General features: G+C 74.0%; 16 protein-coding genes. All 16 read right to left on the bottom strand.

The window, feature by feature from the left end; all coding sequences use genetic code 11:
• Positions 1–136: 136 nt before the first annotated feature.
• A complete protein-coding gene (locus DNL40_RS01405; RefSeq protein WP_245885563.1) occupies positions 137–580 on the bottom strand; it encodes a hypothetical protein in 444 nt (147 codons plus the stop codon).
• The gene (locus tag DNL40_RS01400) at positions 577–1,641 is read right to left on the bottom strand and encodes a PIG-L family deacetylase (protein WP_245885562.1); all 1,065 of its coding nucleotides are present in this window, start codon (positions 1,639–1,641) and stop codon (positions 577–579) included. Before DNL40_RS01400 ends, DNL40_RS01405 begins: the two co-directional genes overlap by 4 nt.
• Before the next feature lie 145 nt (positions 1,642–1,786).
• Positions 1,787–3,697: a translational GTPase TypA gene (gene typA / locus DNL40_RS01395; RefSeq protein ID WP_111249440.1), complete on the bottom strand. Its 1,911-nt coding sequence runs from the start codon at positions 3,695–3,697 to the stop codon at positions 1,787–1,789.
• Between the two features lie 149 nt (positions 3,698–3,846).
• Positions 3,847–5,526: a BCCT family transporter gene (locus DNL40_RS01390; RefSeq protein WP_111249439.1), complete on the bottom strand. Its 1,680-nt coding sequence runs from the start codon at positions 5,524–5,526 to the stop codon at positions 3,847–3,849.
• Positions 5,527–5,767: 241 nt separating this feature from the next.
• Positions 5,768–7,501: a dipeptide ABC transporter ATP-binding protein gene (locus DNL40_RS01385; protein ID WP_111249438.1), complete on the bottom strand. Its 1,734-nt coding sequence runs from the start codon at positions 7,499–7,501 to the stop codon at positions 5,768–5,770.
• Positions 7,498–8,460 (bottom strand): ABC transporter permease, encoded by a 963-nt coding sequence (locus DNL40_RS01380; protein WP_111249437.1) that lies wholly within the window; start codon positions 8,458–8,460, stop codon positions 7,498–7,500. The genes DNL40_RS01385 and DNL40_RS01380 overlap by 4 nt, the downstream gene beginning before the upstream one ends.
• Entirely contained in the window at positions 8,453–9,379 is a 927-nt protein-coding gene (locus tag DNL40_RS01375) for an ABC transporter permease (protein ID WP_111249436.1), read from the bottom strand. The genes DNL40_RS01380 and DNL40_RS01375 overlap by 8 nt, the downstream gene beginning before the upstream one ends.
• Positions 9,380–9,511: 132 nt before the next feature.
• Positions 9,512–11,140, bottom strand: a complete 1,629-nt coding sequence (locus DNL40_RS01370; protein WP_111249435.1) for a peptide ABC transporter substrate-binding protein — start codon at positions 11,138–11,140, stop codon at positions 9,512–9,514.
• A 232-nt stretch (positions 11,141–11,372) separates the two neighbouring features.
• Positions 11,373–12,104 carry a class I SAM-dependent methyltransferase gene (locus DNL40_RS01365; protein ID WP_111249434.1) on the bottom strand — a complete coding sequence of 244 codons (732 nt, stop codon included), beginning with the start codon at positions 12,102–12,104 and terminating at the stop codon, positions 11,373–11,375.
• 130 nt (positions 12,105–12,234) lie between these two features.
• On the bottom strand, positions 12,235–12,993 hold the full coding sequence (locus DNL40_RS01360; protein ID WP_111249433.1) for an ABC transporter ATP-binding protein: 759 nt from the start codon (positions 12,991–12,993) through the stop codon (positions 12,235–12,237).
• Entirely contained in the window at positions 12,990–13,946 is a 957-nt protein-coding gene (locus tag DNL40_RS01355; RefSeq protein ID WP_111249432.1) for an ABC transporter ATP-binding protein, read from the bottom strand. Before DNL40_RS01355 ends, DNL40_RS01360 begins: the two co-directional genes overlap by 4 nt.
• A gap of 1 nt (position 13,947) precedes the next feature.
• The gene (locus tag DNL40_RS01350; RefSeq protein WP_146251990.1) at positions 13,948–16,755 is read right to left on the bottom strand and encodes an FtsX-like permease family protein; all 2,808 of its coding nucleotides are present in this window, start codon (positions 16,753–16,755) and stop codon (positions 13,948–13,950) included.
• Positions 16,752–19,082, bottom strand: a complete 2,331-nt coding sequence (locus DNL40_RS16570) for an ABC transporter permease family protein (RefSeq protein WP_111249430.1) — start codon at positions 19,080–19,082, stop codon at positions 16,752–16,754. Before DNL40_RS16570 ends, DNL40_RS01350 begins: the two co-directional genes overlap by 4 nt.
• A 75-nt stretch (positions 19,083–19,157) precedes the next feature.
• Entirely contained in the window at positions 19,158–20,969 is a 1,812-nt protein-coding gene (locus tag DNL40_RS01340; protein WP_111249429.1) for an ABC transporter ATP-binding protein, read from the bottom strand.
• On the bottom strand, positions 20,969–21,967 hold the full coding sequence (locus DNL40_RS01335; protein WP_111249428.1) for an ABC transporter permease: 999 nt from the start codon (positions 21,965–21,967) through the stop codon (positions 20,969–20,971). Before DNL40_RS01335 ends, DNL40_RS01340 begins: the two co-directional genes overlap by 1 nt.
• A 69-nt stretch (positions 21,968–22,036) precedes the next feature.
• Positions 22,037–23,554, bottom strand: coding sequence for an ABC transporter permease (locus tag DNL40_RS01330; protein ID WP_111249427.1), 1,518 nt, complete (start codon positions 23,552–23,554; stop codon positions 22,037–22,039).
• Positions 23,555–23,689: the final 135 nt, after the last annotated feature.

Below are 23,689 nucleotides of genomic sequence, written 5' to 3'. Positions count from 1 at the left end.
GTCTGCTCGGGGAGCGCGCGGCGGGCGACGGTGCTGGGCGTGCCCGAGCGCACTCCGGGGAATCCTACGTCGCCGGGCACGCAGGGCAGCCGGACCTCTCTCCACGCGGGCGTGGAGGTTCGGCGGAGGTTTGCCGTCAGTCCGCCTCGGGGACGGCTTCCGCGAACCACCGACGCGGGAGGAACGCGGCGACCGCGAAGAGCAGGACTCCCCCGTAGCTCCACAGGAGGCCGGCCCACCCGAACGGCAGCCCCGCCGCGGGGTCCGGCACCAGCACGTCCCCGCCTCGACCGGGCAGCGCCAGCACCTGGACGGCCGCGACCCATCCCACGCCGGCCGCGAGCAGCGTCCCGTACCCGCTCCAGGCGCGGCACAGCACGGCAGTCGACGCCGTCAGCGCGAGCGCCACCACCACACCGAGCGGCAGCTCGTGCCACACCGTGCGGTGCGTGGCGGTGCCGAGCGCCCCCATCACGGCCCCCAGGAGCACCGCCAGCACGGTGCGCACCACGACGGCCCGCAGCGGTGGGCGCTGCTGCTCCCGAGGGCGCGCGCCAGAGGGGTGGAGGTCGCTGCTCATCCCGCCGAGCCTACCGAGGCGGCCTGGGCGTCCGCTGCGCCCGCCGTCACCAGGTACCGCTCGTGGGCCCGCAGCGGGGCGACGACGGCGTTCGACAGGGCGTACCAGCCGAGCACACCCGCGCCCGCCAGGTGCGCAGACGGCGCGGTCGGCACGGTGACGTGCTGCACCTGCGTCGCGTGGGCACGCAGCGCGCCCACCACGCGGTCCAGCACGGGGCCGAGCGGCACGGTGGCCAGCGCCCCCGGGGGCAGATCCCCGAGCGCCGCGTCATCACGAGCCAGCGCGGGCAACGGGTCGTCGTCCGCGGGGAAGGTCAGGCCGGCCCGGGCGGCGGCCCCGCGGACGTCGGCGGCAGCGGCCAGCGCCGACCTCGCAGCACGCAGCTCGCCGGCCGCCGCCACCGCCTGCCACAGCTGCGGCCGCCAGGGGCTGCCCGGCAGGGCGGCGTCGTCGGACGCGGCGAGGTGCAGCGCCCGCACCGTGACGGCGTGAGCGCGCACGTGGTCCGGGTGCCCGTAGCCGCCGCCGCGCTCATAGGTGGCGACGACGGCGGGGCGCAGGCGTCGCAGGAGCGCTGCGAGGCGCAGCGCCGCGTCGTCGATCGGCACGGTGGCGAAGCCCGCACGGGCCTCCGGGTCGGGGCCCGCCACACCCGGCGCGACCCACGCCATGCCCGAGTCCTCGTACCGCGCCCCTGGACGTCCGGACGCTGCCGGCTGCGCGGTGCCCGGGACGTCGACCTGGTCGAGGAACCGGTGCCCGACGGCGCCGGCCTCCCCGCCGCCGAGGGCGAGCAGCGCCGTGGCGAGCTCCGCCTCGCGGTGCGCCGCCAGGGCGACGCCGTCACCCTCCAGGTGGGCCAGGCCCTCCGACGTCGTGCCCGGGAGCGCGATCACCTCGCCTCGTTCCCCGCGCGTGCACGTCACCACGGTGACGGGCAGCCCCGCGGCCGCCCACGTCGCGATCAGCCCGCCCGTCGAGAGCGTCTCGTCGTCCGGGTGCGCGTGGACGGCCACGAGCCCGCCCGCCGGCACCACGCGAGACGGGGCGGGAGACACGAGAGGGGACGGGGTCGCGCGCTCGGCGTCCGCCCCCGAGGCGGCTCGCGGTGACGAGCCCTCCTCGGGACGTGCGGCCTCCCCCGCCGGACGCGAGGTGCCACCTGCCGTGCGCGCGACGCCGTCCCCCGTCGCCATCACAGGATCAGCTGCGGCGCGCCCGGGCGGCGGCGCGGGCACGCTCGGTGGCGTCCAGCACCACCTTGCGGATGCGCACGACCTCCGGCGTCACCTCGACGCACTCGTCCTCCTGCGCGAACTCGAGCGACTCCTCGAGCGTGAGCTTGCGCGGCGGGATGAGGTTCTCGAAGTTGTCGGCGGTCGAGGACCGCATGTTCGTCAGCTTCTTCTCCTTGGTGATGTTGACGTCCATGTCCTCGTTGCGGGAGTTCTCGCCGACGATCATCCCCTCGTAGACCTCCTGGGTGGGGTCGACGAAGAACGAGCCGCGCTCCTGCAGGTTGATCATGGCGAACGGCGTCACCTTGCCGGCACGGTCCGCGACGAGCGAGCCGGTGCTGCGCGACTCGATCGGGCCGTGCCACGGCTCGTAGCCCTCGGAGATCGAGGCCGCGATGCCGGTGCCGCGCGTCTCGGTGAGGAACTTGGTGCGGAAGCCGATCAGACCGCGCGCCGGGATCATGAACTCCATGCGGACCCAGCCGGTGCCGTGGTTCGACATCGTCTCCATGCGGCCCTTGCGCTGGGCGAGGAGCTGGGTGACAGCGCCGAGGTACTCCTCCGGCACGTCGATGGTCATGCGCTCCATCGGCTCGACGACCTTGCCGTCGACGGTCTTGGTGACCACCTGCGGCTTGCCCACCGTCAGCTCGAAGCCCTCGCGGCGCATCTGCTCGACGAGGATCGCCAGCGCCAGCTCGCCACGGCCCTGCACCTCCCAGGCGTCCGGGCGCTCGGTGGGCAGCACGCGCAGCGACACGTTGCCGATGAGCTCCGCGTCCAGGCGGTCCTTCACCTGACGGGCGGTGACCTTGTGGCCCTTGCCGCCCTTGCCGGCCAGCGGCGAGGTGTTGATGCCGATGGTCATCGAGATCGCCGGGTCGTCGACCGTGATGAGCGGGAGCGGACGCGGGTCGTCGACGTCGGTGAGGGTCTCGCCGATCATGATGTCGGCGATGCCCGCCACGGCGACGATGTCGCCGGGGCCGGCCGACTCCGTCGGGACGCGGTCGAGCGCCTTGGTCTCCAGCAGCTCGGTGATCTTGACGCTGCTCAGCGTGCCGTCGTGGCGGGCCCAGGCGACCTGCTGGCCCTTGCGCAGCGTGCCGTTGAAGATGCGCAGCAGCGCGAGACGCCCGAGGAACGGCGACGCGTCGAGGTTGGTGACGTGCGCCTGCAGCGGCATCGCCTCGTCGTACGTCGGTGCCGGGATCTTCTCCAGGATGGTGGCGAAGAGCGGCTCGAGGTTGTCGTTGGCGGGCAGGCCGCCGTCGGCCGGCTGCTCCAGCGACGCGCGCCCGGCCTTGGCCGAGGCGTACACGACCGGCACGTCGAGGATGGCGTCGAGGTCCAGGTCCGGCACCTCGTCCGACAGGTCGCTCGCCAGGCCCAGCAGGAGGTCGGTGGTCTCGGCCACGACCTCGGTGATGCGGGCGTCGGGGCGGTCCACCTTGTTGACCACGACGATGACCGGCAGCTTGGCGGCCAGCGCCTTGCGCAGCACGAAGCGCGTCTGCGGCAGCGGGCCCTCCGAGGCGTCCACCAGCAGCACCACGCCGTCCACCATCGACAGGCCGCGCTCGACCTCGCCACCGAAGTCGGCGTGGCCCGGGGTGTCGATCACGTTGATCGTGATGCCCTCGGCCTCGCCGTGCTCGGCCGCCGACGGGCCGGTGTACCGGACCGCCGTGTTCTTGGCGAGGATCGTGATGCCCTTCTCACGCTCGAGGTCGCCGGAGTCCATGACCCGGTCCTCGACGTGCTGGTGGGCGCCGAACGCGCCCGCCTGCTTGAGCATCGCGTCCACGAGGGTGGTCTTGCCGTGGTCGACGTGGGCGACGATCGCGACGTTGCGCAGGTCGGAGCGCACAGCCATCTAGGGTTCTCGTTTCCTCGGGTGGGCGGCCGGCGCTGCCGGCCCGCGGGCGTGGCCCGAGCACGACGGCGCGGCTGGGCCGGCGCGATGCTGGAGGGCCGCCCGGGTGCCTGACGGCGGAGCCGCCGACGTTCCCGGGCGGCCCCATCCTACCCGCCGGAGGGCGGGGTGGGCTGCCGTCGCCAGTGCAGACGACGACGCCGGCCGTCCGGCTCGGGGAACAGCTCCTCGAACTGCTCGGTCAGCGACGTCGTCACGTGCTCGCTCACCTGCTCGGTGAGCTCCTCGGCGAACGCCTCGCGGGCAGCCCGCCGCTCGGCCCGCACGAGCGCGCGGTGCTCCACGCGCAGGGCCTTGACCGTGGCCACGCACATGCCGATCAGCACCACCGAGAAGGGCAGCGCGATGAGGATCGACGCCGTCTGCAGCGCGGCCAGACCACCCGCCAGGAGCAGCGCGATCGCCAGCAGCCCCGCGAGCACGGCCCAGAAGATGCGCAACCAGCGCCGCGGGTTGGGGTCGCCGCCCGAGGACAGCATCGCCAGCACGAGGGACCCGGAGTCCGCCGAGGTCACGAAGAACACAACGATGAGCACGATGCCGATCACGGCCAGCACCGGCCCCAGCGGCAGCCCCTCCAAGAGCTGGAACAGGGCGGTGTCGGAGTTCACGCCGTCCGGTCCCACCATGCTGCCCGGCTGCTGCAGCTCCCGGTACAGGCCCGAGCCGCCGAAGATGCCGAACCACAGGGTGGTCACCAGGCTCGGCACCAGCAGCGTGCCCAGCACGAACTCGCGCACCGTGCGGCCGCGCGAGATGCGGGCGATGAAGACCCCCACGAAGGGCGCCCACGAGATCCACCAGCCCCAGTAGAAGATCGTCCAGGACGACTGCCACGCCAGCCCGGCCTCACCCTGGAACGCCGTGGTGTCGAACGTCAGGCGCAGCACGTTCTGCAGGTAGTACCCCAGGGACTGCACCCACTCGCGCAGCAGGAACAGGGTGGGCCCCAGCAGCAGCACGACGACGGCGAGCACCCCCGCCAGCACCATGTTGCCGTTGGAGAGCCACTTGATGCCCTTGCCGACGCCCGAGACGACAGAGATCGTGGCGATGGCCGTGATGCCGGCGATCAAGGCGATCTGCATGCCGACCGTCGGTTCGCCCGCCCCCAGGAAGCCCAGGCCCGCGGCGATCTGGAGCACGCCGAAGCCCAGCGACGTCGCGACGCCGAACACCGTGCCGACGACCGCGGCGACGTCGATGGCGTCACCGAGCCGGCCGCGCACCCGCTTGCCCAGCAGCGGCTCCAGCGCCCAGCGGATCGAGACCGAGCGGCCCTTGCGGTGCACGGCATAGGCCAGCGCCAGGCCCGCGGCGGCGTAGATAGCCCACGCGTGGATGCCCCAGTGGAGGAAGCTCTGCCCGATCGCGGCCTGCGCCAGCGCCGCGTCGGACCCCTCGACGCCCGGCTTCGGGGACGCGTAGTGCGACAGCGGCTCCGCCACGCCCCAGTAGACGAGCCCGATGCCCATGCCCGTCGCGAACAGCATCGCGAACCACACGGGCAGCTTGAACGACGGCTCGTCCTCGTCCTTGCCCAGCACGATGTCGCCGAACCGGCTCATCCCCATCCACAGGGAGAACACCACGAGGCCGGCGACCAGGAGCACGTAGTACCAGCCGAACGCGCCGATCACGTTGGCCTGGAGGAAGTCCATGACGCGGGTCGTCCCACCCGTCGCCAGGACCGCCAGGAGGACGAAGACCACGATGATGCCGGCGGCCGGGTAGAACACCCCGGAGGCCGGCTTGCCTGTTCTCGTCATCCTCCCAGCGTCCCTATCCGGAGGGCACGGGGCAAACCGGGAGGCCCGCCGCGCACGCCGTCGGTGCAGCGCACGGAGCCGAGCGCGGCTGCGACCGGGGCACGACGAGGTGCAGGACAGGGGCGGGGCAGGGGCTGGACCGAGGGCACGACCGGGGCACGACGAGGGGCCCCGCGCAGAGGGACGACGACGGCGGCCGCCCCTCGTGAGGAGGGGCGGCCGCCGTCGTGCGTGCGCGGCGTCAGCCCGCGATCGTGCCCGTCTCCAGGCTGGAGCCCGGGATGGCAGCGAGCAGGTCACGCGTGTACTGCTGGCGCGGGTTGTCGAACACCTCGTCGGTGGCGGCGTGCTCCACGACCTTGCCGGACTGCATGACCACGACCTCGTCCGCGATCTGACGGACCACCGCGAGGTCGTGGGTGATGAACAGGTACGACAGCCCGAGCTGGGCCTGCAGGTCGTTCAGGAGCGTCAGCACCTGGGCCTGCACCAGCACGTCGAGCGCCGAGACCGCCTCGTCCAGGACGATGACCTCGGGGTTGAGCGCGAGCGCACGCGCCACGGCGATGCGCTGACGCTGACCGCCCGAGAGCTCGTTCGGGTAGCGGCGCATGGTCGACGCCGGCAGCGCCACCATCTCGAGCAGCTCGCGCACGCGCGCCTCGCGCTCCTTGGCGTCCCCGGTCTTGTGGAGCCGCAGCGGCTCCTCGAGGGTCCGGTAGATCGACACCATCGGGTCGAGCGAGCCGTACGGGTTCTGGAACACGGGCTGGACGCGACGACGGAACGCGAACTGCTCACGGGACGAGAGCGCCGTGACGTCCTGCCCGTCGAACTCGACCGTGCCCGACGTCGGCTCCAGGAGGCCCAGCACCATGTTGGCCGCGGTGGACTTGCCCGAGCCCGACTCCCCCACGAGGGCCAGGGTCCGGCCACGCGGCAGGGCGAAGCTCACGTCGTCCACTGCGGTGAAGTCCGTGTGCGACCCCGGGCGCGAGCCCCGGATCTTGAACTTCTTCGTGAGGTTGCGTGCCACCACGACGTCGTCACCCGGGCGGGCCGAGCCGTGCGCCGTGAGCTGGTCCGGAGAGACCTGCCCACGCTCGTGCGCGCTCTGGATCCGCCGCGAGGCCAGCGACGGGGCCGCCGACACCAGACGCCGCGTGTACGGGTGCTGCGGGTTGGAGAGGATCTCCCGCGACGGGCCCGACTCCACGACGCGCCCCTTGTACATCACCACGAGGTGCTCGGCACGCTCCGCGGCGAGCCCCAGGTCGTGGGTGATGAACAGGACGGCCGTGCCCAGCTCGTGGGTGAGGCCCTCGAGGTGGTCCAGGATCTTCTTCTGGACCGTGACGTCGAGCGCCGAGGTGGGCTCGTCGGCGATCAGCAGCTTCGGCCGCGAGGCCAGCCCGATCGCGATCAGCGCACGCTGGCGCATGCCGCCCGAGAACTCGTGCGGGAACTGCGCCGCCCGCCGCTCGGCGTCCGGCAGGCCCGCCTCGGCCAGCAGCTCCGCGACGCGGGTGCGGCGCTGCGCCTTGTTGCCCTTGAAGCCGTTGGCGACCAGAGCCTCCTCGACCTGCTTGCCGATGCGCCACACTGGGTTCAGGTTCGACATCGGGTCCTGCGGGACGAGGCCGATCTCCTTGCCTCGCACGTCCTCGACCTGCTTGCGGTCCAGGCCGACGAGCTCGCGGCCGGCGAAGCGGATGCTGCCGCCGGTCACGCGCCCGGTGCCGGGCAGCAGGTCGATGATCGCGTGCGCGGTCGTCGACTTGCCCGAGCCGGACTCGCCGACGATCGCGACCGACTGGCCGGGGTAGACCGTCAGGTCCACGCCCTTGACCGCCTCGACCTCGCCCGCGGCCGTGGTGAAGGAGATCCGCAGGTCGCTGATCTGCAGCAGCGGCTCGACGGCGCCCGCGGAGCGCTCGGGCCAGGGGTTCGTCTCGATGTTGGTCACGCTGGTCATCGCTTCCGTGCCTTCGGGTCGAGGGCGTCACGCACGACGTCGCCCAGCATGATGAAGCCGAGCACCGTCAGCGCCAGGGCACCGGCGGGGTAGAACAGGATCTCCGGCCTGACGCGCAGGGACTGCTGGGCCATCGAGATGTCGCCACCCCAGGAGACCAGCCACGGCGGGAGGCCGATGCCGAGGAACGTGAGCGTGGCCTCGGCGACGATGTACGTGCCCAGCGCGACCGTCGCGTAGACGATGATCGGCGCGGCCGAGTTCGGCAGCACGTGGCGGAGCAGGATCGCCCCGCGGCTCATGCCCAGCGCGCGGGCGGCCGTGACGAACTCGTTGTTCTTCACGCTCATGACCGAGCCGCGAGTGATGCGGGCGATCGACGTCCATCCGAACGAGGCCAGCACGGCGGCCACCGTCCAGGTGTTGCGCTCGGGCAGCACGCTCATGATGACGATGGCGGCGAGCACCAGCGGCACGGCGAAGAAGATGTCCGTCAGGCGCGAGAGCACCGTGTCGAACCAGCCGCCGAAGTAGCCGGCGATGGCACCCACCGTGGTGCCCAGGATGACGACGGCGAGCGTGGTCAGTACGCCCACGACGACGGACGCACGCGCCCCGTAGATGGTGCGGGCGTAGATGTCGCAGCCCTGACGGTCGAACCCGAAGATGTGCCCGGGCGCCGGGTCCCCGAGCGAGTTCGCCAGCTGGCAGACACGGGGCCCCTGGCTGGTGAAGAGCCCGGGGAACATCGCGACCAGCGACACCAGCACGATGATGGTGGCAGAGACCCAGAACAGCGGCCGGCGGCGCATGTCGCGCCAGGCCTCGTTCCAGAGGCTGGAGGGGGCCTCGGTGGTGTCCACGGCGTCGACGGCGCCGAGCTTGGCCTGGTCGGCGGGGGCGGTGTACCGCTCCTGTCCCGGCCGGGGCGTGGCGGGGTGCATGGGGTTCTCAGGCATAACGGATCCTCGGGTCCAGCGCCGCGTACAGCAGGTCGACCAGCAGGTTGGCCACGATGTAGACGAGCACGAGCAGCGTCGTCAGGGACACCACGAGCGTGTTCTCGCCCGTGGTGATCGCACGGAACAGGGTGCCGCCCACACCGGGGATGTTGAAGATGCCCTCGGTGACGATGGCCCCGCCCATGAGGGCTCCGAGGTCCGCGCCGAGGAACGTGACCACCGGGATGAGGGAGTTGCGCAGCACGTGCCGGGTCGTGACCTGGGCCCGCGGCAGGCCCTTGGCCCGCGCGGTGCGCACGTAGTCGGCCGAGATGTTCTCGGCGACGGAGGTGCGCGTGAGGCGCAGGACGTACGCGAGCGACGTGGCGGCGAGCACCATGGCCGGCATCAGCAGGCTCACGAAGTTCGGGTCGCGCCCGGCGGTGATGGGCAGCCAGCCGAGCTGGACCCCGACGACGAACTGCATGACGAAGCCGAGCACGAAGGTCGGCACGGCGATCACGAGGAGGCTCAGCACGAGCACGGTGCCGTCGAAGACGCCGCCCTTGCGCAGGCCGGCGACCAGACCGAAGCCGATGCCGAAGATCGCCTCGATGACCAGCGCCATGAGCGCCAGGCGGAAGGTGATCGGCACCGCCTCGGCGATGATGTCGATGACCGGGCGGTGGCTGAACGTCATCCCGAAGTCCAACGTCACGACGCCCTTGAGGTAGAGCAGGTACTGGACGATGAAGGGCTTGTCCAGGTTGTACTGGGAGCGGATCTGCTCCTGGACCGCGGCAGACAGCCCGCGCTCGCCGCCGAGCGCGGCGACGGGGTCGCCCGGCAGGGCGAAGACCATCGCGTACAGCAGGAGCGTGGCCCCCAGGAACACGGGGATCACTTGGAGAAGTCTGCGGCCGATGTACCACAGCATGATGGGCGCCTCGGTGGGTTGTGAGACCGACGGGACATGACGGAGGGTGGGACACCCGGGAGCGTCCCACCCTCCGTTCTTGGCTGGCGGTGAGCCTAGAGGCTCAGACCGTTCCAGTGCTAATCGCGGGGATCAGCCCTGCTTCGTCACCTCGTAGAGGATCGGAGCGCTGTCCCAGCCGAACTGGACGTTCTCGACGGCCTCGCCGTAGCCGGCGGTCGTCGAGTTGTACCAGAGCGGGATGCCGGGCAGCTGCGCGAACAGGATCTCCTGGGCGCGCTGGTAGATCTCCTGCGACTCCTCCGGCGTGGCGGCCGCGCCGCCCTCGGTCAGGAGCTGGTCGAACTCGGGGTTGGACCAGAAGCCGTGGTTGGAGCCGGCACCCGTGCGGTAGATCGGGCCGAGGAAGTTGCTCATCGACGGGTAGTCCGCCTGCCAGCCAGCACGGAAGACGCCGGGCACGGCCTGGCCCGTGCGGGCGTTCAGGAACTCCGCGAAGGTCGGGTACGGGTAGAACTCGCAGCCGATCTCGAGGACCTGGCGGATGTTGTTGCACACCGCGTCGACCCACGTCTGGTGGTCCGAGTCGGCGTTCGAGGCGATCTGCAGGGTGTAGTCGGCACCGACGGGGCTCTCGGCCTCGGCCTCGTCCCACAGCTGCTTGGCGCGCGTGGCGTCGTAGTCGAGCACCTCGGAGCCGGGGATCTTCTCCGAGTAGCCCGGGACGACCGGCGACGTGAAGTCGTGGGCCGGGATGCGCGAGCCGTTGAAGATCGTCTCGGTGATCTGCTCACGGTCGATCGCGTGCGAGATCGCCTGGCGGCGCTTGATGCCGGCGTCGCCCTGGAACTCGGGCAGGTACTCCGGCACGGTCATCGTCTGGATGATCGCGGCCGGGATCGAGACGGCGCGGTCGCCCAGGTCGTCCTCGAACGTGCCCATGGCGCTGGCGGGGACGTTCTGGATGATGTCGAGGTTGCCGGCCTGGAGGTCCAGGTACGCGGTGTCCTCGTTGTCGTAGATGACGTAGTCGACGCCGTCGTTCTGCGCCGCGCGCGGGCCGTCAGCCGGGTACTCCGGGTTGGGGCGCAGCGAGATCTGGCGGTTGTGGTTCCACTCCTCGACCACGTACGGGCCGTTGCTCACCGGCTGCTCGCCCAGCGTGTCCGGGTCCTCGAAGAAGGCCTCGGGCAGCGGGTAGTAGGCCGAGTAGCCCAGGCGCAGCGGGAACTCCGCGTCGGGCGACTTCAGCGTGACGGTGAAGGTGTGGTCGTCGACGACGTTGAGGCCGCTGGCCGGGCCGTCCGCCAGGCCGTCGTCGTCCGTGCCCTCGATGTACGAGTAGAAGTACGACTGCGTCTGGGCGTTCTGGCGCAGGATGCCGTAGTTCCACGCGTCCACGAAGCTGTTCGCGGTGACCGGCGAGCCGTCGCTGAACTTCCAGCCGTCGGCGATCGTGATCGTCCACGTCTGGTCGTCGTCGGACTCGATCGACTCGGCGATCTCGTTGTGGTGCGAGCCGTCGGCGCCGTAGTACACCAGGCCCGAGAAGATCTGCGTGACGACGAGACCGCCGCCGACCTCGTTCGTGTTGGTGGGCACGAGCGGGTTCTGCGGCTCCGTGCCGCTGACCGTGACGAACGCGGTCCCGGCGCCAGAGGCGCCGTCGTCGCCGCCGGTCGAGCCGCCCGAGCAGGCGGCGAGGGCGAGGGCGCCGGCGACGGTCATCGCCGTCACGCCGGCATAACGCCTGAGCTTCATGTGTTTCCTCCGAGAAGGGCATCGGCGGCTGTTTGGCCGTCGTCCGGCCGACGAGCCCGCGTCCGTGGCCGGGGCGGGGCTCGCGCGGCAGGGTCCAGCAAGCGCGAACGGGGCCGAGCGTATGCCGCACGTCACCCGGATTGCCAGGTCTGTCCGCTTCCAGGTGGCGAACGTTATCGAGTCGGTATATCGGCTTAACAGGGCCGTCACAGGCTCTGGACCCGTCTCGCCCTCATCGGTGGGCGACGACGACGAGCTCCCCCACGCCCTCCCCCACCGGTTCGCGGTGCCACCCGCCGTAGACGGCGTCGACCACGAGCCCCGCCCCCGAGAGGTCGGCCCGCAGGCGCTGCTCGGTGCGGAAGACGAGCTGGCCCTCGTCCACCGTCTCGGTGCCGTCGGCGAACACGCGGTGGTCGTGGAAGGTGACCACGCCGTCGGTGACGTCCTGGACGTCGTACCAGCCGACGCCCTGCGTGCCGTCGGTCAGCACCACGGCGGCGCGCGAGTCGACGGGGTTCCACCGGAGCCACGCCCGGGCCGCCGGGTCGCGCGTGTCGAAGGCGAGCGTCCCGCCCGGCACCAGCACCCGGCGCAGGTCGGTGAGGGTCTCGGCCCAGTCCCGCGGGTCGACGATGGCCTGCACCACGTGCCCCGTCAGGAGGGCGACGTCGAACTCGGCGTCCGCCACCGCCGAGGACGTGCCCTCCACCCAGATGACGTCGTCGGCGCCCGGCTTGGCCCGCGCCCTGGCCAGCGCACCTGGGTCCGGGTCCACCCCGGTGACGAGGTGGCCGGCGCGGGCGAGCGCGAGCGTGAGGCGGCCGGTGCCGCAGCCGAGGTCGAGCACCCGTGACTCCCCGCGCTCGCTGGCCAGCGCCAGGTAGAAGTCGTCGTCGGCGGCCCAGTCGTTCTCGGCGTCGTACCAGTCCGCCCGCTGCTCGTCGCTCAGCCGGCCGGTCATCCTCCGACGGTATGCGCTGGGCCCGGCCGCCGCCCGCAGGTGCCCGCGTGTCCTGCATCGTGGACGCCCGCCGCCCACCCGCAGGGCGCACCCGGCCCGTGCGCAGCCTCCGCCGGCAGGGTCGCCGGGGCTACCTCTCGTCGACGAGGCGCCCGTCGTGCAGCCGCAGCACGTGGTCCGCCCGCTCGACCAGCTCCGGGTCGTGGGTGCTGACCACCGCGGCCAGCCCCTCGCCGCGGACCAGCCCGTGCACGAGGTCCATGATCGTGCGGGCCGTGCCGGAGTCGAGCTGCCCCGTCGGCTCGTCCGCCAGCAGGACCCGCGGCGCCGCCACCAGAGCCCGCGCGATCCCGACGCGCTGCTGCTGCCCGCCGGACAGCTCGTACGGCCGCTGGGCGGCGTGCCCGGCGAGCCCCACGAGCCCGAGCGCCCGCGCCACCCGGGCGGCCCGCTCCGCCGGCGCCGTCCGTGCCAGGCGCAGCGGCACCTCGACGTTCTCGGCCGCCGAGAGCACGGGGACCAGCCCGAAGGACTGGAACACGTAGCCGATCTCCTCGCGCCGCGCGGCCAGCACCTGCTCCTCGGGCATCGCCGTCAGCTCCCGCTCGGGCCCGCCGTCGGTGGCCGGCCCGAGCCACACCCGGCCCGACGTCGGCCGGTCCAGGCCGCCGAGCAGGTGGAGCAGGGTCGTCTTCCCCGAGCCCGAGGGACCCGTGACCACGACGAGCCGGCCCGGCGGGACGCTCAGGCTCACGTCCGCCAGCGCCCGGACGCCCACCGCGCCGGACCCGAAGGTCCGCGAGAGCCCCTCCGCGCGCAGCGCGACCGACGGCGCGCCGGGCTCCCCCGCCACCGCACCGTCGCGGCCACCATGTGCGTGAGCGCTCATCGTTCCTCCTGCTGGGCGGGGCGGACCTGGACGTGGTCGGGCTCGAGCGCGAGGCGCACGCGGTCGCGCAGGTCCAGCGCCGCCACGAAGTCGGGCGGGAGCTGCATCCGGCCCACCCGGTCCAGGACGGCGAACTCCTCGGCCACGTGCCGTTCGGCGCCGTGCTCGTCCACCTCGCTGCGGCGCAGCACCTCCGTGGAGGTGCGACCGTCGCGGATCTGCACGGTGCGTGCCACGTGCTCGGACACCGTGGGGTCGTGCGTGACCACGAGCGTGGTCACGCCGGTGGCCTCGTTGACGGCCCGCAGCGCCTCGAGGACCTCGGCGCTCGTGGCCTCGTCCAGCTCGCCCGTGGGCTCGTCGGCCAGCAGCACCCGCGGCGCGTTGGCCATCGCCACGGCCACCGCCACGCGCTGCTGCTGCCCGCCCGACATCTGGCCCGGCCGGCGGTCGGCGACGTCGTGCACGTCGAGCAGGTGGAGCAGCTCGGCCACCCGGGCGTCCGCCGCGGCCCTCCTGCCGGCGCCCCGTCCGCCCCCGCGGCCGGCCAGCTCGAGGGGCACCCGGACGTTCTCGGCCGCCGTCAGGTACGGCAGGAGGTTCCGGGAGGTCTGCTGCCACACGAACCCCACGGTGTGACGCTGGTAGGCGACGCGCTCGCGCCGCCCCGTCGCGAGCAGGTCGGTCCCGGCGACCACCGCCGACCCCGCCGTGGGGGTGTCGAGCCCCGAGAGGATGCTCAGAAGGGTGGACTTGCCCGAGCCCGAGGCGCCGACCAGGGCGACCAGCTCGCCCGGCTCGACGTCCAGGGTCAGGCCCTGCAGCGCCTGGACCTCCACGCCCTCGGCGGCGAAGACGCGGACCAGGTCGCGGCAGCGGATCTCCCCGCCGGCGGGCGGCCGGCCCGGGCCGGCGGACGACCGGTCGTCCTGGACGGGCACGTGGACGGGCATGTCAGCGCTCCTCCCCGGCGCGCAGCCGCTCGGCCAGCGCACCGTCGGTGGACGTCGGGGCGGTCGCCGCGGCCAGTGCCGCGCCGCCCGCCACCAGGGCGAGGAAGCCGCCGGCGACGGCGGCCAGGACGAGAGGGTCGAGCCGCAGCGGCGGCGGGGCGTCCCCGCCGGTCAGGGCGGTGAGGTCCACGGCCGCGAGCACGAGGACGGGCAGCGCCCACGCCAGCGCCGCGCCGACGCCCAGCGCCACGGCCGCCCACGGCCCGAGCTCCCAGGCGGCCAGGGCACGGCCCGCACGGCGCGGCATCCCCAGGGTGCGCAGCAGCGCCAGCAGCCGCCCCCGCTCCGGGGCACCGAGCAGCAGCGTGGTGCCCACGACGCCGACGCACCCCAGCGCGGCCAGGGCCACGACCGCCACAGAGGTGGCGCGCAGCCCGGCGGCCACGGGCGAGCCGAGCAGCGCGTCGGCCTGCACGGCCGGGTCGTCCACCACCGCGGTGGGCAGCAGGCCCCGGACGGCGGCGACGACGGCGGGCCGGTCGGCGTCGTCGTCGAGCGCGACGAGGGCCAGCCGCGGGCGGGGCTGATCGCCCAGCACGCCCGCTGCCTGCGCTGCGTCGACCACCACGTGCGGGCCGGCCGAGGCCACGCCCGGCAGCAGGTCCACGGTGGCGAGCACGTCGGTGGGCACGACCCGGCCGGCCACGAGCCCGACGTCGGGCGTGCCCGCCCGCACCCCGGTGGCCGCGGTCGTGAGCGCGGCCAGCCCGCCCGGACCGGACCCGTCGCCCCCGGTCCCGCCGGCAGCCTCCGCCCCGCCGTCACCGGCCGCCGCGGCAGCGCGCGCCGCGAGGTCGGCGACGGCCGGCACCGCGCCCGGCACGCCGTCCTGCACCCGCGCCAGCGCGGCGGCGTCGACCGCCAGCACACCGGCGCTCGACCCGCCCACCCCGACCCGCAGGGTGCGTGACCCGAGGTCCGCGACCGTGGCCACCTCGGCGACGCCCTCGACGTCCCGCAGCGCCGCCACCCTGTCCGGCCCGAGGACGGGACCGGCGACACGCAGGTCGGCGCCCACCGCCGCCCACGCCTGGTGCGTGACCCCCTGCGCGAGCGTGGACTGCAGCACCGCCCCGGCCCCGGCGACACCCACGGCCAGCACCAGGGCCAGCAGCGGCACGACACCCCCGGCGGCGTCCCGGGTCGCGCGGGCCGCACCGAGGAACGGCACCAGGTCGCGGCGACGTGCCAGGAGCACCTCGAGCGCGCGGGCGCCCAGCGGCGCCAGCCGCACCGCGACGAGGGAGACCGCGAGCGCCAGCAGGAGCGGGGCCACGGCGAGCACCGGGTCCACGCCGTCGCGGTCCGTAGCGACGGCCCCGCGCTGGAGGAGCAGCGACGACGACGCTGCGGCGGCGGCGAGCACGAGCGCCTCCCCGACCAGGCGGGCGCGGCCGCGGGCCGGCCCGGCGAGGTCGGCCCGGCCCGCGCGCAGCCCGCGGGGCACGCCGGCGGCGGCCAGCACCGCGGCCGGCGCCAGGCCTGCGAGCAGGGCGCCCGCCACCTGGCCGGCCGTGACCGGGGCGGTGGGGCCGGCCGGTACGAGCAGCAGCCCCGCGGCGAGCCCTGCGGCAGCGGCCGGGAGCCCCACGACCAGGCCCTCCAGCGCCGTCAGAGCGCGCAGCCGCCCGGGCGAGGCACCGCGGGCGGACAGCAGCGCGAGGGTCCCCCTGCGCCGCTCGGCCACCAGGCGGGCGGCGAGCACCAGCACCGCCAGCGTCACCCCGACCGGCCCGGAGGCCAGCACCGCGACGACGGCGTCCACGCCGGCCCGCTGCCCGGCCAGGCGCTCGAGCGTCCCCACCACCTCCGTGGTGCCCTGGAACGTCACCGGGTCGCCCGGCACCACCTCCAGGGTCCGGCCTGTCAGCCCTCGGAGCTGGGCCAGGAGCGGGGCCACGTCGTCGGGGCCGGTCCGCGGCGAGGCCCCCACGTCGAGCGGGAACCAGGCGCGGGTCGTCGCTCCCGTCGCGGCCGCCACGCGCAGCATCGACGGGTCCACGTAGGCGGCTGCCTGCGCCGACCTGCCCATGTTCAGGTCGTCCACCACCAGGGGCCGCTCCCCCGCCGGCTGGTGCGCCCAGTAGGCGCCGTCAGGGTCCACCGCCTCGTAGGTGCCCACGAGCACCACCGCGGGCACGAACGGGTTGCCGTCGACGGGGTGCTCCTGCCCGACCTGCCAGCCGAGCTCCTCGGCCGCCGGGACGGACAGGGCCACCTCGACGGGCCCGTCCGCCCCCCAGCCCACCCCGCCGAAGGCCGGGGTGACGGCGGTCGCCCCGGGCCAGCGGCCCTCGACCACCCGCACGTGGTCGAGCACGCGGGCGGCGGCACGCAGCAGGAGCGTCGGGTGCCGCACGTCGCTGGCGGGGCCGGCCTCGGTGCCGAGCTCGCCGGTGGTCACGCCGAGGTCAGGGGCCCCGAGGACGGACCGCAGGGGCTCGGGCTGGGCGGCACGCAGCGCCTCCAGCCCGTCGAGGTACTCGGCCCACCGCGGGGCCGGTGCCCCCGGCCCCGCGTCCGTGAGACCTGCCGCGCCCGCCACCCCGGCCCGCGTGGTGACGACGTCCCGGGTCAGCGGCGTCAGGGCCGACGTCTCGTGGACCACCTGCCGGGCGTGGATCCCCGTGACGGCCCGCGGGGCGGCGGACGCCACGAGCGCGGCGAGCAGCGCGACCACGGCCAGGAGCGCCGTCGGGCCCCACGAGGCGCGCAGGCCCCGGCGCACCAGCAGCAGCATCGCCCTCATCGCACCTCCTCCCGCCAGGTGGTGTCCCGGGCCTGCCCGGCCACGCGCGCCCCGGTGGCCGCGGCCACGGCGACGACCCCGGCGGCCAGCAGCGCGAGCCCCGCCGCGGTAGGCACCGTCGCGGGCACGACCTCCACGTCCAGCAGCCCGGCACCGGGCACCGTCGCGCGGGCGAGCAGGGGCACGGCGGACAGCGCGACCAGGGCGCCGGCACCGGCGCCGAGCACCACCGCCGCCCCGCCCGCCGCGAGCAGCTCGCCCGCCCGGGCCCACGCCTGCGCGCGCGGCCCCGTGCCGACCGCGCGCAGGACGACCACCTCGCCCCGCCGGGCCCGCAGCGTGGCGACGGCGACGGCGAGCACCCCGCCGAGCCCGAGCACCACCGTGCCGGCCGCAGCGACCCACGCCGCCCGCCGCACGGACCCCGACGGGTCGGCGACGGCGCCCGGCGAGGAGCCCGGCCGGGCGGTGACGACCTGTGCCCCGGGCACGGCGTCGGCCACCCGGGCGGCGAGCGCGGCGGCGGTGCCCGGCTCCCCGTGCCCCGGCACGGCGGCGACCCACACCTCGGCCGCCCCCGCGCCCTCCGGCAGCCGCGCCGCCAGCGCCCCGAGGTCCACGAGCACGGCGGCCTGCGACGACGCCCCTGGCACGGCGGGCACCACGAGGGCCGTGGTCACGGGGAGCGTGGCCCCGTGGGCGCGCAGGTCCAGGCGGTCGCCCGGTGCGAGTCCGAGGCGGTCGGCCAGGGCGCGCGAGACGACGGCGGGCAGGGCGCCGTCCTGCGGCGCGGAGACCTCGATCGCGGCGGCCAGCCGCTCGACGTCGACGCCCGGCGCCCGCACCACCCGAGGCACCTGCGCGGCAGGCAGCGCCAGCACCCGCACCGGGTCCTGCCCCACGGCGGCTGCGACCTCGCGCGCCGGGGCGGCCGCGGCCACCCCCTCGAGCCCCGTGAGCCCGTCGAGCCCCGTCACCGGCCCCTGGGTACCGGGCGACGTGCCCGGGCGCACGCGCACGTCCGTGCCGACGCGCAGGGCCGCCGCGTCGTCGCGCACCCGTTCCGCCGTCCCCGCGAAGGCCCCGGCCAGCACCACGGACCCCGCCGCCAGGACCAGCAGCACCACCGGCACGGCCACCACGCCGAGCCCCCGTGCCACCTGCCGTGCCACCAGGGCGCCCACCACGCCCCGTCCCCGGGAGGCCACCCGCTCCCCCGCCGCAGCGAGCGGGCCCAGCAGCGCGAGCACCACGACCGCCGACGCGGCCAGCGCGAGCGCCGGCGCCGCCGCGGCCAAGGGATCCGTGCGCACCCCCTGAGTGGTGCCCACCAGCGGGGAACCCGCACGGTGGAGCCGCTCGGCGCACAGCAGCGCCAGCGCCACGGTGAGCACCACGGTGGCGCCCGCAGCCGCGCGGCGGACCCTGCCGGACCGCTCGGTCGCACCACGACGTGCCACCGCCCGCGCCCCGGCCACCGCCACCGCGCCCAGCACGACGACCGCCACCGTTCCCACCCCGAGAGCCACCGCCAGCAGCGGGAGAGCCACCGTGGCCACCGTGGCCGCTCCTGCCGCCGCCCCCGCAGCGCCGCCCGCGACACCGGGGACCACCACCGCGGCCACCGCCGTGCCGGCCAGCGCCCCCGCGAGCGCCACCACCGACGCCTCGAGCGTCGCCGCGCCGGCGATCTGCCGCACGGACGCGCCGCGCGACACCAGCAGGGCGACCTCCTCACCCCGGACCGCACCCACGAGCCGCGCCACCTGCACGAGGGCGACCAGGCTGACGAGCCCGAGGAGCGTCACCGGCACCAGCGCCACAGCGCCCGCGGCCGTCAGCGCGGCGTCGAGCTCCGCGGACGGCGGGCCCAGCGAGTCCTCGACCGTCAGGCCGCGGACGGCGACGGCCTCGTCGGTGCGCAGCGCCCCGCGCAGCCCGGCCGAGCCCGCCGCCACCGCACGCAGGTCGCCCGGCACCAGCGCGGCGACGGCCGGTCGCAGGGTCCAGGTGACGAACGGGGCCGACGGCTCCCGGGGGTCGGCGACCTGCGAGCGCACCACGTCCAGGGGCACCCCGGGGAACAGGTCCGCGACCACCGCCCGCACACGCTCGTCCTGCGCCACGGCGTCCTCGGCCAGGCGGGTCGTCACCGTGACCGACGCACCCTCGGGCAGACCGGTCCGCGCGGCCGCCGCCGCCGACGCCTGGACCGACCCGAGCGTGGCACCCAGGCCCGCGGTCACCGCCGCGACCAGCAGGCACAGCAGCACGAGCAGCCCGCGGTGCGCACCGGCCCGGCGCGCCAGCAGACGGCTGCGGCTCACGTCGTCGTCCCCTCGTCGACGCGGCGAGCGGGACCGCACGGGCGAACCCGCACGACCCCGCCGACCGCTCCCGGATCAGCCCCCGAGGACCCCGCCCGCGCGGGAGGCGTTGCCGCCCTGAGCACCGGGCACCGCACGCGAGGGCGGCGTCGCGGCGTCCACGTGCAGCTCGGCCACCTCCTCGCCGAGCTCCTTGAGGAGCGCGTGGCGCTCCTCGCGGCGACGCCGCTGCTCCCCCGGCTCCGGCACCGGGGCCGCCGCGATGAGCCGGCGCGTGTACTCCTCGCTCGGCTTGCGCAGCACCTCCTCGCGCGGCCCCTGCTCCACGATGCGCCCGTTCTGCAGCACCACCACCCGGTGCGCGAGCGTGTCGATCACGGCCAGGTCGTGGCTGACGAACAGGCACGCGAACTGGTAGCGCTCCTGCAGCGCCGTGAACATCTTCAGGACGCTCGCCTGCACGGACACGTCCAGGGCCGACGTCGGCTCGTCCGCCACCAGCAGCTCCGGGTCCAGCACCAGGGCGCGGGCGATGCTCACACGCTGACGCTGACCGCCCGACAGCTCGTGCGGGTAGCGGTTGAAGGCGCTGCGCGGCAGCTCGACGGCGTCCAGCAGCTCGTACACCCGCTCCCGGCGCGCCTTCTCGTCACCCACCTTGTGCACCACCATCGGCTCGGCGATCACGTCACCGATCGGGAACCGCGGGTTGAGCGAGGCCGCCGGGTCCTGGAAGACCACGCCGATGCGCCTGCGCAGCTCCTTGAGCCGCCGGCCGCCCTGCTTCGCCAGGTCGTGCCCCAGGATCGAGACCGACCCGGACACGGCGGGCATGAGCCCCAGCGCCACCTTGCCGATCGTGGACTTGCCCGACCCGGACTCGCCCACCAGGCCCACGATCTCGCCCTGCGCCACGGAGAACGACACGTCGTCGACAGCACGGAACGCCGGCCTGCCCAGGCGCTGGTACTCGATCACCAGGTTCTGCAGGTCGAGCGCCGGGGCCTCCTGCCGGGCGGGCGCCGAGACCTCGGCCACGCTGCCGAACTGGCCCGGGCCGTTCCCGAGGTGCGGCACCGCGGCCAGGAGCCGCTTCGTGTACTCGTGCTGCGGGTCGTTGAGCACCTGCTCCGTGGTGCCCTCCTCGACCAGGTCGCCCTTGAGCATCACCGCCACACGGTCGGCCATGTCGGCCACCACGCCCATGTTGTGGGTGATGAGCAGGATGCCCGTGTCGAGCTTGTCCTTCAGGGAGCGCAGCAGGTCCAGGATGTCGGCCTGCACGGTGACGTCCAGGGCCGTGGTGGGCTCGTCGGCGATGATCACCTTCGGGTCGCACGAGATCGCCATCGCGATCACCACGCGCTGGCGCTGACCGCCCGAGAGCTCGTGCGGGTACTGCTTGAGCCGCCGCTCCGGCTCGGGGATGCCCACCATGGCCAGCAGCTCCGCCGCGCGGGCGCTCGCCTGCTTGCCGTAGGCGATGCCGTGCAGCTGCAGCGCCTCGGTGAGCTGGTCCCCGATGGTGAGCACCGGGTTCAGCGCCGTCATGGGTTCCTGGAACACCATCGCGACGTCGTTGCCGCGCAGGGTGCGCAGCCCCCGCGCGTCGAGCCGCGACAGGTCCTTGTCCCCCACGCGGACGGTGCCCGAGACCCGGGCGTTCTTGGGAAGAAGGCCGAGCGCCGTCATCGACGTGACGGACTTGCCGGAGCCCGACTCCCCCACGAGGGCCACGACCTCGCCCGGGTGCACCTGGAGGGAGATCCCCTTGACGGCGCGCACGTCGCCGAACTCGGTGCCGAACGTGACCTGCAGGTCCTCGAAGGAGAGCACCGCCCCGCTGCGCGCGGTGGCCGGCTCGGTGATGGTGGTGTCGGTGGTCATCAGGCCTTGGTCCTGTTCTGGCGGGGGTCGAACGCGTCACGCAGGCCGTCACCCAGGAAGTTCACGCACAGCGCGATCGCCAGGATGAGCACGCCCGGCCACCAGAACAGCCAGGGCCGGGTGGTGAACGCGTTCTGGTAGGTGGAGATCAGCGTCCCGAGCGACGTGTCGGGGGCCTGGACGCCGAACCCGAGGAAGCTCAGGGACGTCTCCAGCAGGATGGCCGAGGCGATCGCCAGCGTGGCCGCGACGATGATGACGCCGACGGCGTTGGGCAGCACGTGCTTGAAGATGATGCGGTTCGCGCTCGTGCCCACGGCCCGCGCCGCCGTCACGAAGTCCCGCTCGCGCAGGGACAGCACCTCGCCGCGCACCAGCCGCGCCAGCCCGGTCCACGTCACCAGGCCCAGCATCAGCGTCAGGCCCCACACGCCCCAGCCCGAGGCGATCTTGCCGAGCACCGCGGCCAGCACGAGCAGCGGGATCACGATGAACAGGTCCGTCAGCCGCATCAGCACCGACTCCACCCAGCCGCGGTAGAACCCGGCGAGCGCACCGATCACCGTGCCGATCACGGTCGAGATCACGCCGACGCCGAACGCGATGATGAGCGAGCGCTGCGTGCCTCGCATGACCAGCGCGAAGTAGTCCTTGCCGATCGTGTCCTGCCCGAAGGGGTGCGCCCAGGTGGGCGACCCGTCGCCGATCTTCGGGTACGTGAGGATGTAGTTCTTGTTCCACCAGCCGGGGATCGGCCCGATGCCGATGGACGTGAACGCCACGACGACGATCACCGCCAGCACCACGAGCGACGTCATGGCGCCGCGGTGGCGCAGGAACCGGCGCAGCACGAGCTGCCCCTGGCTGTACGACCTGTCCTCCTCCGGCAGCGGCGTCTGGTCGACGCCGGCGGCCATGCCGATGGCGTCGACGCCCGCCTGGGCGGGGACGGGCTCGAAGTCCTCCCCGCGGGGGCTGGTGTTCCTGATCTCACTCATGGCGGTCTCCGGTGGTGCGAGGCTCGGCGGCAGGTCGGACGGTGCTCGGCACGGGAGCGTGCACGGCGGTCACCGCCTGATCCGCGGGTCGAGGGAGGCGTAGATGATGTCCGCCACCAGGTTCATCAGGACGGCCGCGACACCCGTGACCAGGAAGAACGCCATCACCGGCGCCGGGTCCACGTGGTTGAGGCCGTCGGCGAACAGGGCACCCATGCCCTTCCAGCCGAACACCCGCTCGGTGATGACTGCGCCGCCGATCAGGCCGGCGAAGTCGAACGCCACGATCGTGGTGATCGGGATGAGGGCGTTGCGGAACGCGTGCTTGGTGATCACGGCACGCTCCGACAGCCCCTTGGCCCGCGCCGTGCGCACGTAGTCCTGGCCCATCACCTCGAGCATCGAGGAGCGCGTGTAACGGCTGTAGGAGGCCACCGAGATCAGGGTGAGCAGCACCGTCGGCAGCAGGATCTGCGCCCCCATGTCCAGCACCGACTCCCAGAAGCCACCGGTGAAGTTGGGCGTCGCCGCACCGATCGTGGAGATGGGGCGGGACTTGAGGCCCAGGAAGCTCGACCAGTGCGCCACGAGGATGTCGAAGACGACGGCCAGGCTCGTCAGCACACCCGTGACCAGGGTGACGAGCATGGCCTGCCGGCGGGCGTAGCCGCCCCAGGCGTACCCGATGCCGAGCGAGACCACCACGGCCAGCAGGAACAGCCCGATCAGCGACAGCCACGACGGGTCGAGCAGGACCGGCGCGAAGACGAAGTATGCGACCACGCCGACCACGGCCGTGGTGAGCGCGCCGTACAGCACGCGCCGGTTGCCGAAGCCGGTCACCAGGGCGGTGACGACGACGCCGGCGCCGGCCGAGACGAGCAGCACCATGCCGGCGCCGAACATCGGGTTGCGGTACCAGTCGAGCGCGTTGAGCACGAACATCACCACGGTGACGAACGCGAACGTCCCGCCCGCCGTCAGCAGGCGCCGCCGCCTGTCGCCACCCAGCACGGCCTGCAGCACGAAGCCCAGCACCGCCGCGGACACCAGGATCGTGACCGGTTGGTACTGGCCCGTGGCGATCCAGTCGTTGTACCGGATCGCGCCGTACTCCTTGAGCAGCACCGCCGCCCAGAACACCGGCAGGGAGAAGAAGAGGAAGGCCCCGAACGTCACGGAGTAGTCGAAGCCGGAGTACTGGCGGATGGCGGTGAGGATGCCGAGCGCCACGCCGACCACGATGGCCAGGAGGGTCGCCAGGGTCACCAGGCGCAGCGTCGCGCCCGCCGCCTGGGTGGTCAGGCTCAGCACGTCGACGTTGTTGGCGGTCACGCCGAGGTCGCACTGGCCGGTGAAGCACCCGCCCACGCCCTTGAGCCAGTTCCAGTAGCGCTCGTACCAGGGCAGGTCGAGCCCCATGAACGCGATCCGCGCGTCGATGAGCTGCTGCTTGTTGGTGGCGTTGGACTCGCGCAGGTCCTTCAGGGGGTCGCCCGAGTTGATCGTCAGGACGAACATCAGGAACGAGGCGGCGAGGAGCACGACCGCGGAGACCGCGACGCGCCGCAGGATGAACTTGAGCACGGGTGGGCCCTTCGGAGACGGCCGCGGGGCGGCGACGTCTGCTGGGTGGGGAGACCTGCGGGCCGGCGGCCGCGTGGGCGGGCCGACAGGTCGGCGGTACGGGCGGGCGGTGTCACGCCGCAGGGGGCAGGGTGA

This window comes from Xylanimonas oleitrophica (assembly GCF_003244315.1).
Taxonomy (GTDB): domain Bacteria; phylum Actinomycetota; class Actinomycetes; order Actinomycetales; family Cellulomonadaceae; genus Xylanimonas_A; species Xylanimonas_A oleitrophica.
The sequence above is the reverse complement of the archived record's forward strand: the minus strand, read 5'-3'. Positions and strand labels throughout refer to the sequence as shown.

Excerpts from the sequence above, each read along its gene's own strand:
- DNL40_RS01405 (WP_245885563.1), bottom strand. The coding sequence starts at position 580 with ATGAGCAGCGACCTCCACCCCTCTGGCGCGCGCCCTCGGGAGCAGCAG.
- typA (WP_111249440.1), bottom strand. The coding sequence starts at position 3,697 with ATGGCTGTGCGCTCCGACCTGCGCAACGTCGCGATCGTCGCCCACGTC.
- DNL40_RS01390 (WP_111249439.1), bottom strand. The coding sequence starts at position 5,526 with ATGACGAGAACAGGCAAGCCGGCCTCCGGGGTGTTCTACCCGGCCGCC.
- DNL40_RS01385 (WP_111249438.1), bottom strand. The coding sequence starts at position 7,501 with ATGACCAGCGTGACCAACATCGAGACGAACCCCTGGCCCGAGCGCTCC.
- DNL40_RS01380 (WP_111249437.1), bottom strand. The coding sequence starts at position 8,460 with ATGCCTGAGAACCCCATGCACCCCGCCACGCCCCGGCCGGGACAGGAG.
- DNL40_RS01375 (WP_111249436.1), bottom strand. The coding sequence starts at position 9,379 with ATGCTGTGGTACATCGGCCGCAGACTTCTCCAAGTGATCCCCGTGTTC.
- DNL40_RS01370 (WP_111249435.1), bottom strand. The coding sequence starts at position 11,140 with ATGAAGCTCAGGCGTTATGCCGGCGTGACGGCGATGACCGTCGCCGGC.
- DNL40_RS01365 (WP_111249434.1), bottom strand. The coding sequence starts at position 12,104 with ATGACCGGCCGGCTGAGCGACGAGCAGCGGGCGGACTGGTACGACGCC.
- DNL40_RS01360 (WP_111249433.1), bottom strand. The coding sequence starts at position 12,993 with ATGAGCGCTCACGCACATGGTGGCCGCGACGGTGCGGTGGCGGGGGAG.
- DNL40_RS01355 (WP_111249432.1), bottom strand. The coding sequence starts at position 13,946 with ATGCCCGTCCACGTGCCCGTCCAGGACGACCGGTCGTCCGCCGGCCCG.
- DNL40_RS01350 (WP_146251990.1), bottom strand. The coding sequence starts at position 16,755 with ATGAGGGCGATGCTGCTGCTGGTGCGCCGGGGCCTGCGCGCCTCGTGG.
- DNL40_RS01340 (WP_111249429.1), bottom strand. The coding sequence starts at position 20,969 with ATGACCACCGACACCACCATCACCGAGCCGGCCACCGCGCGCAGCGGG.
- DNL40_RS01335 (WP_111249428.1), bottom strand. The coding sequence starts at position 21,967 with ATGAGTGAGATCAGGAACACCAGCCCCCGCGGGGAGGACTTCGAGCCC.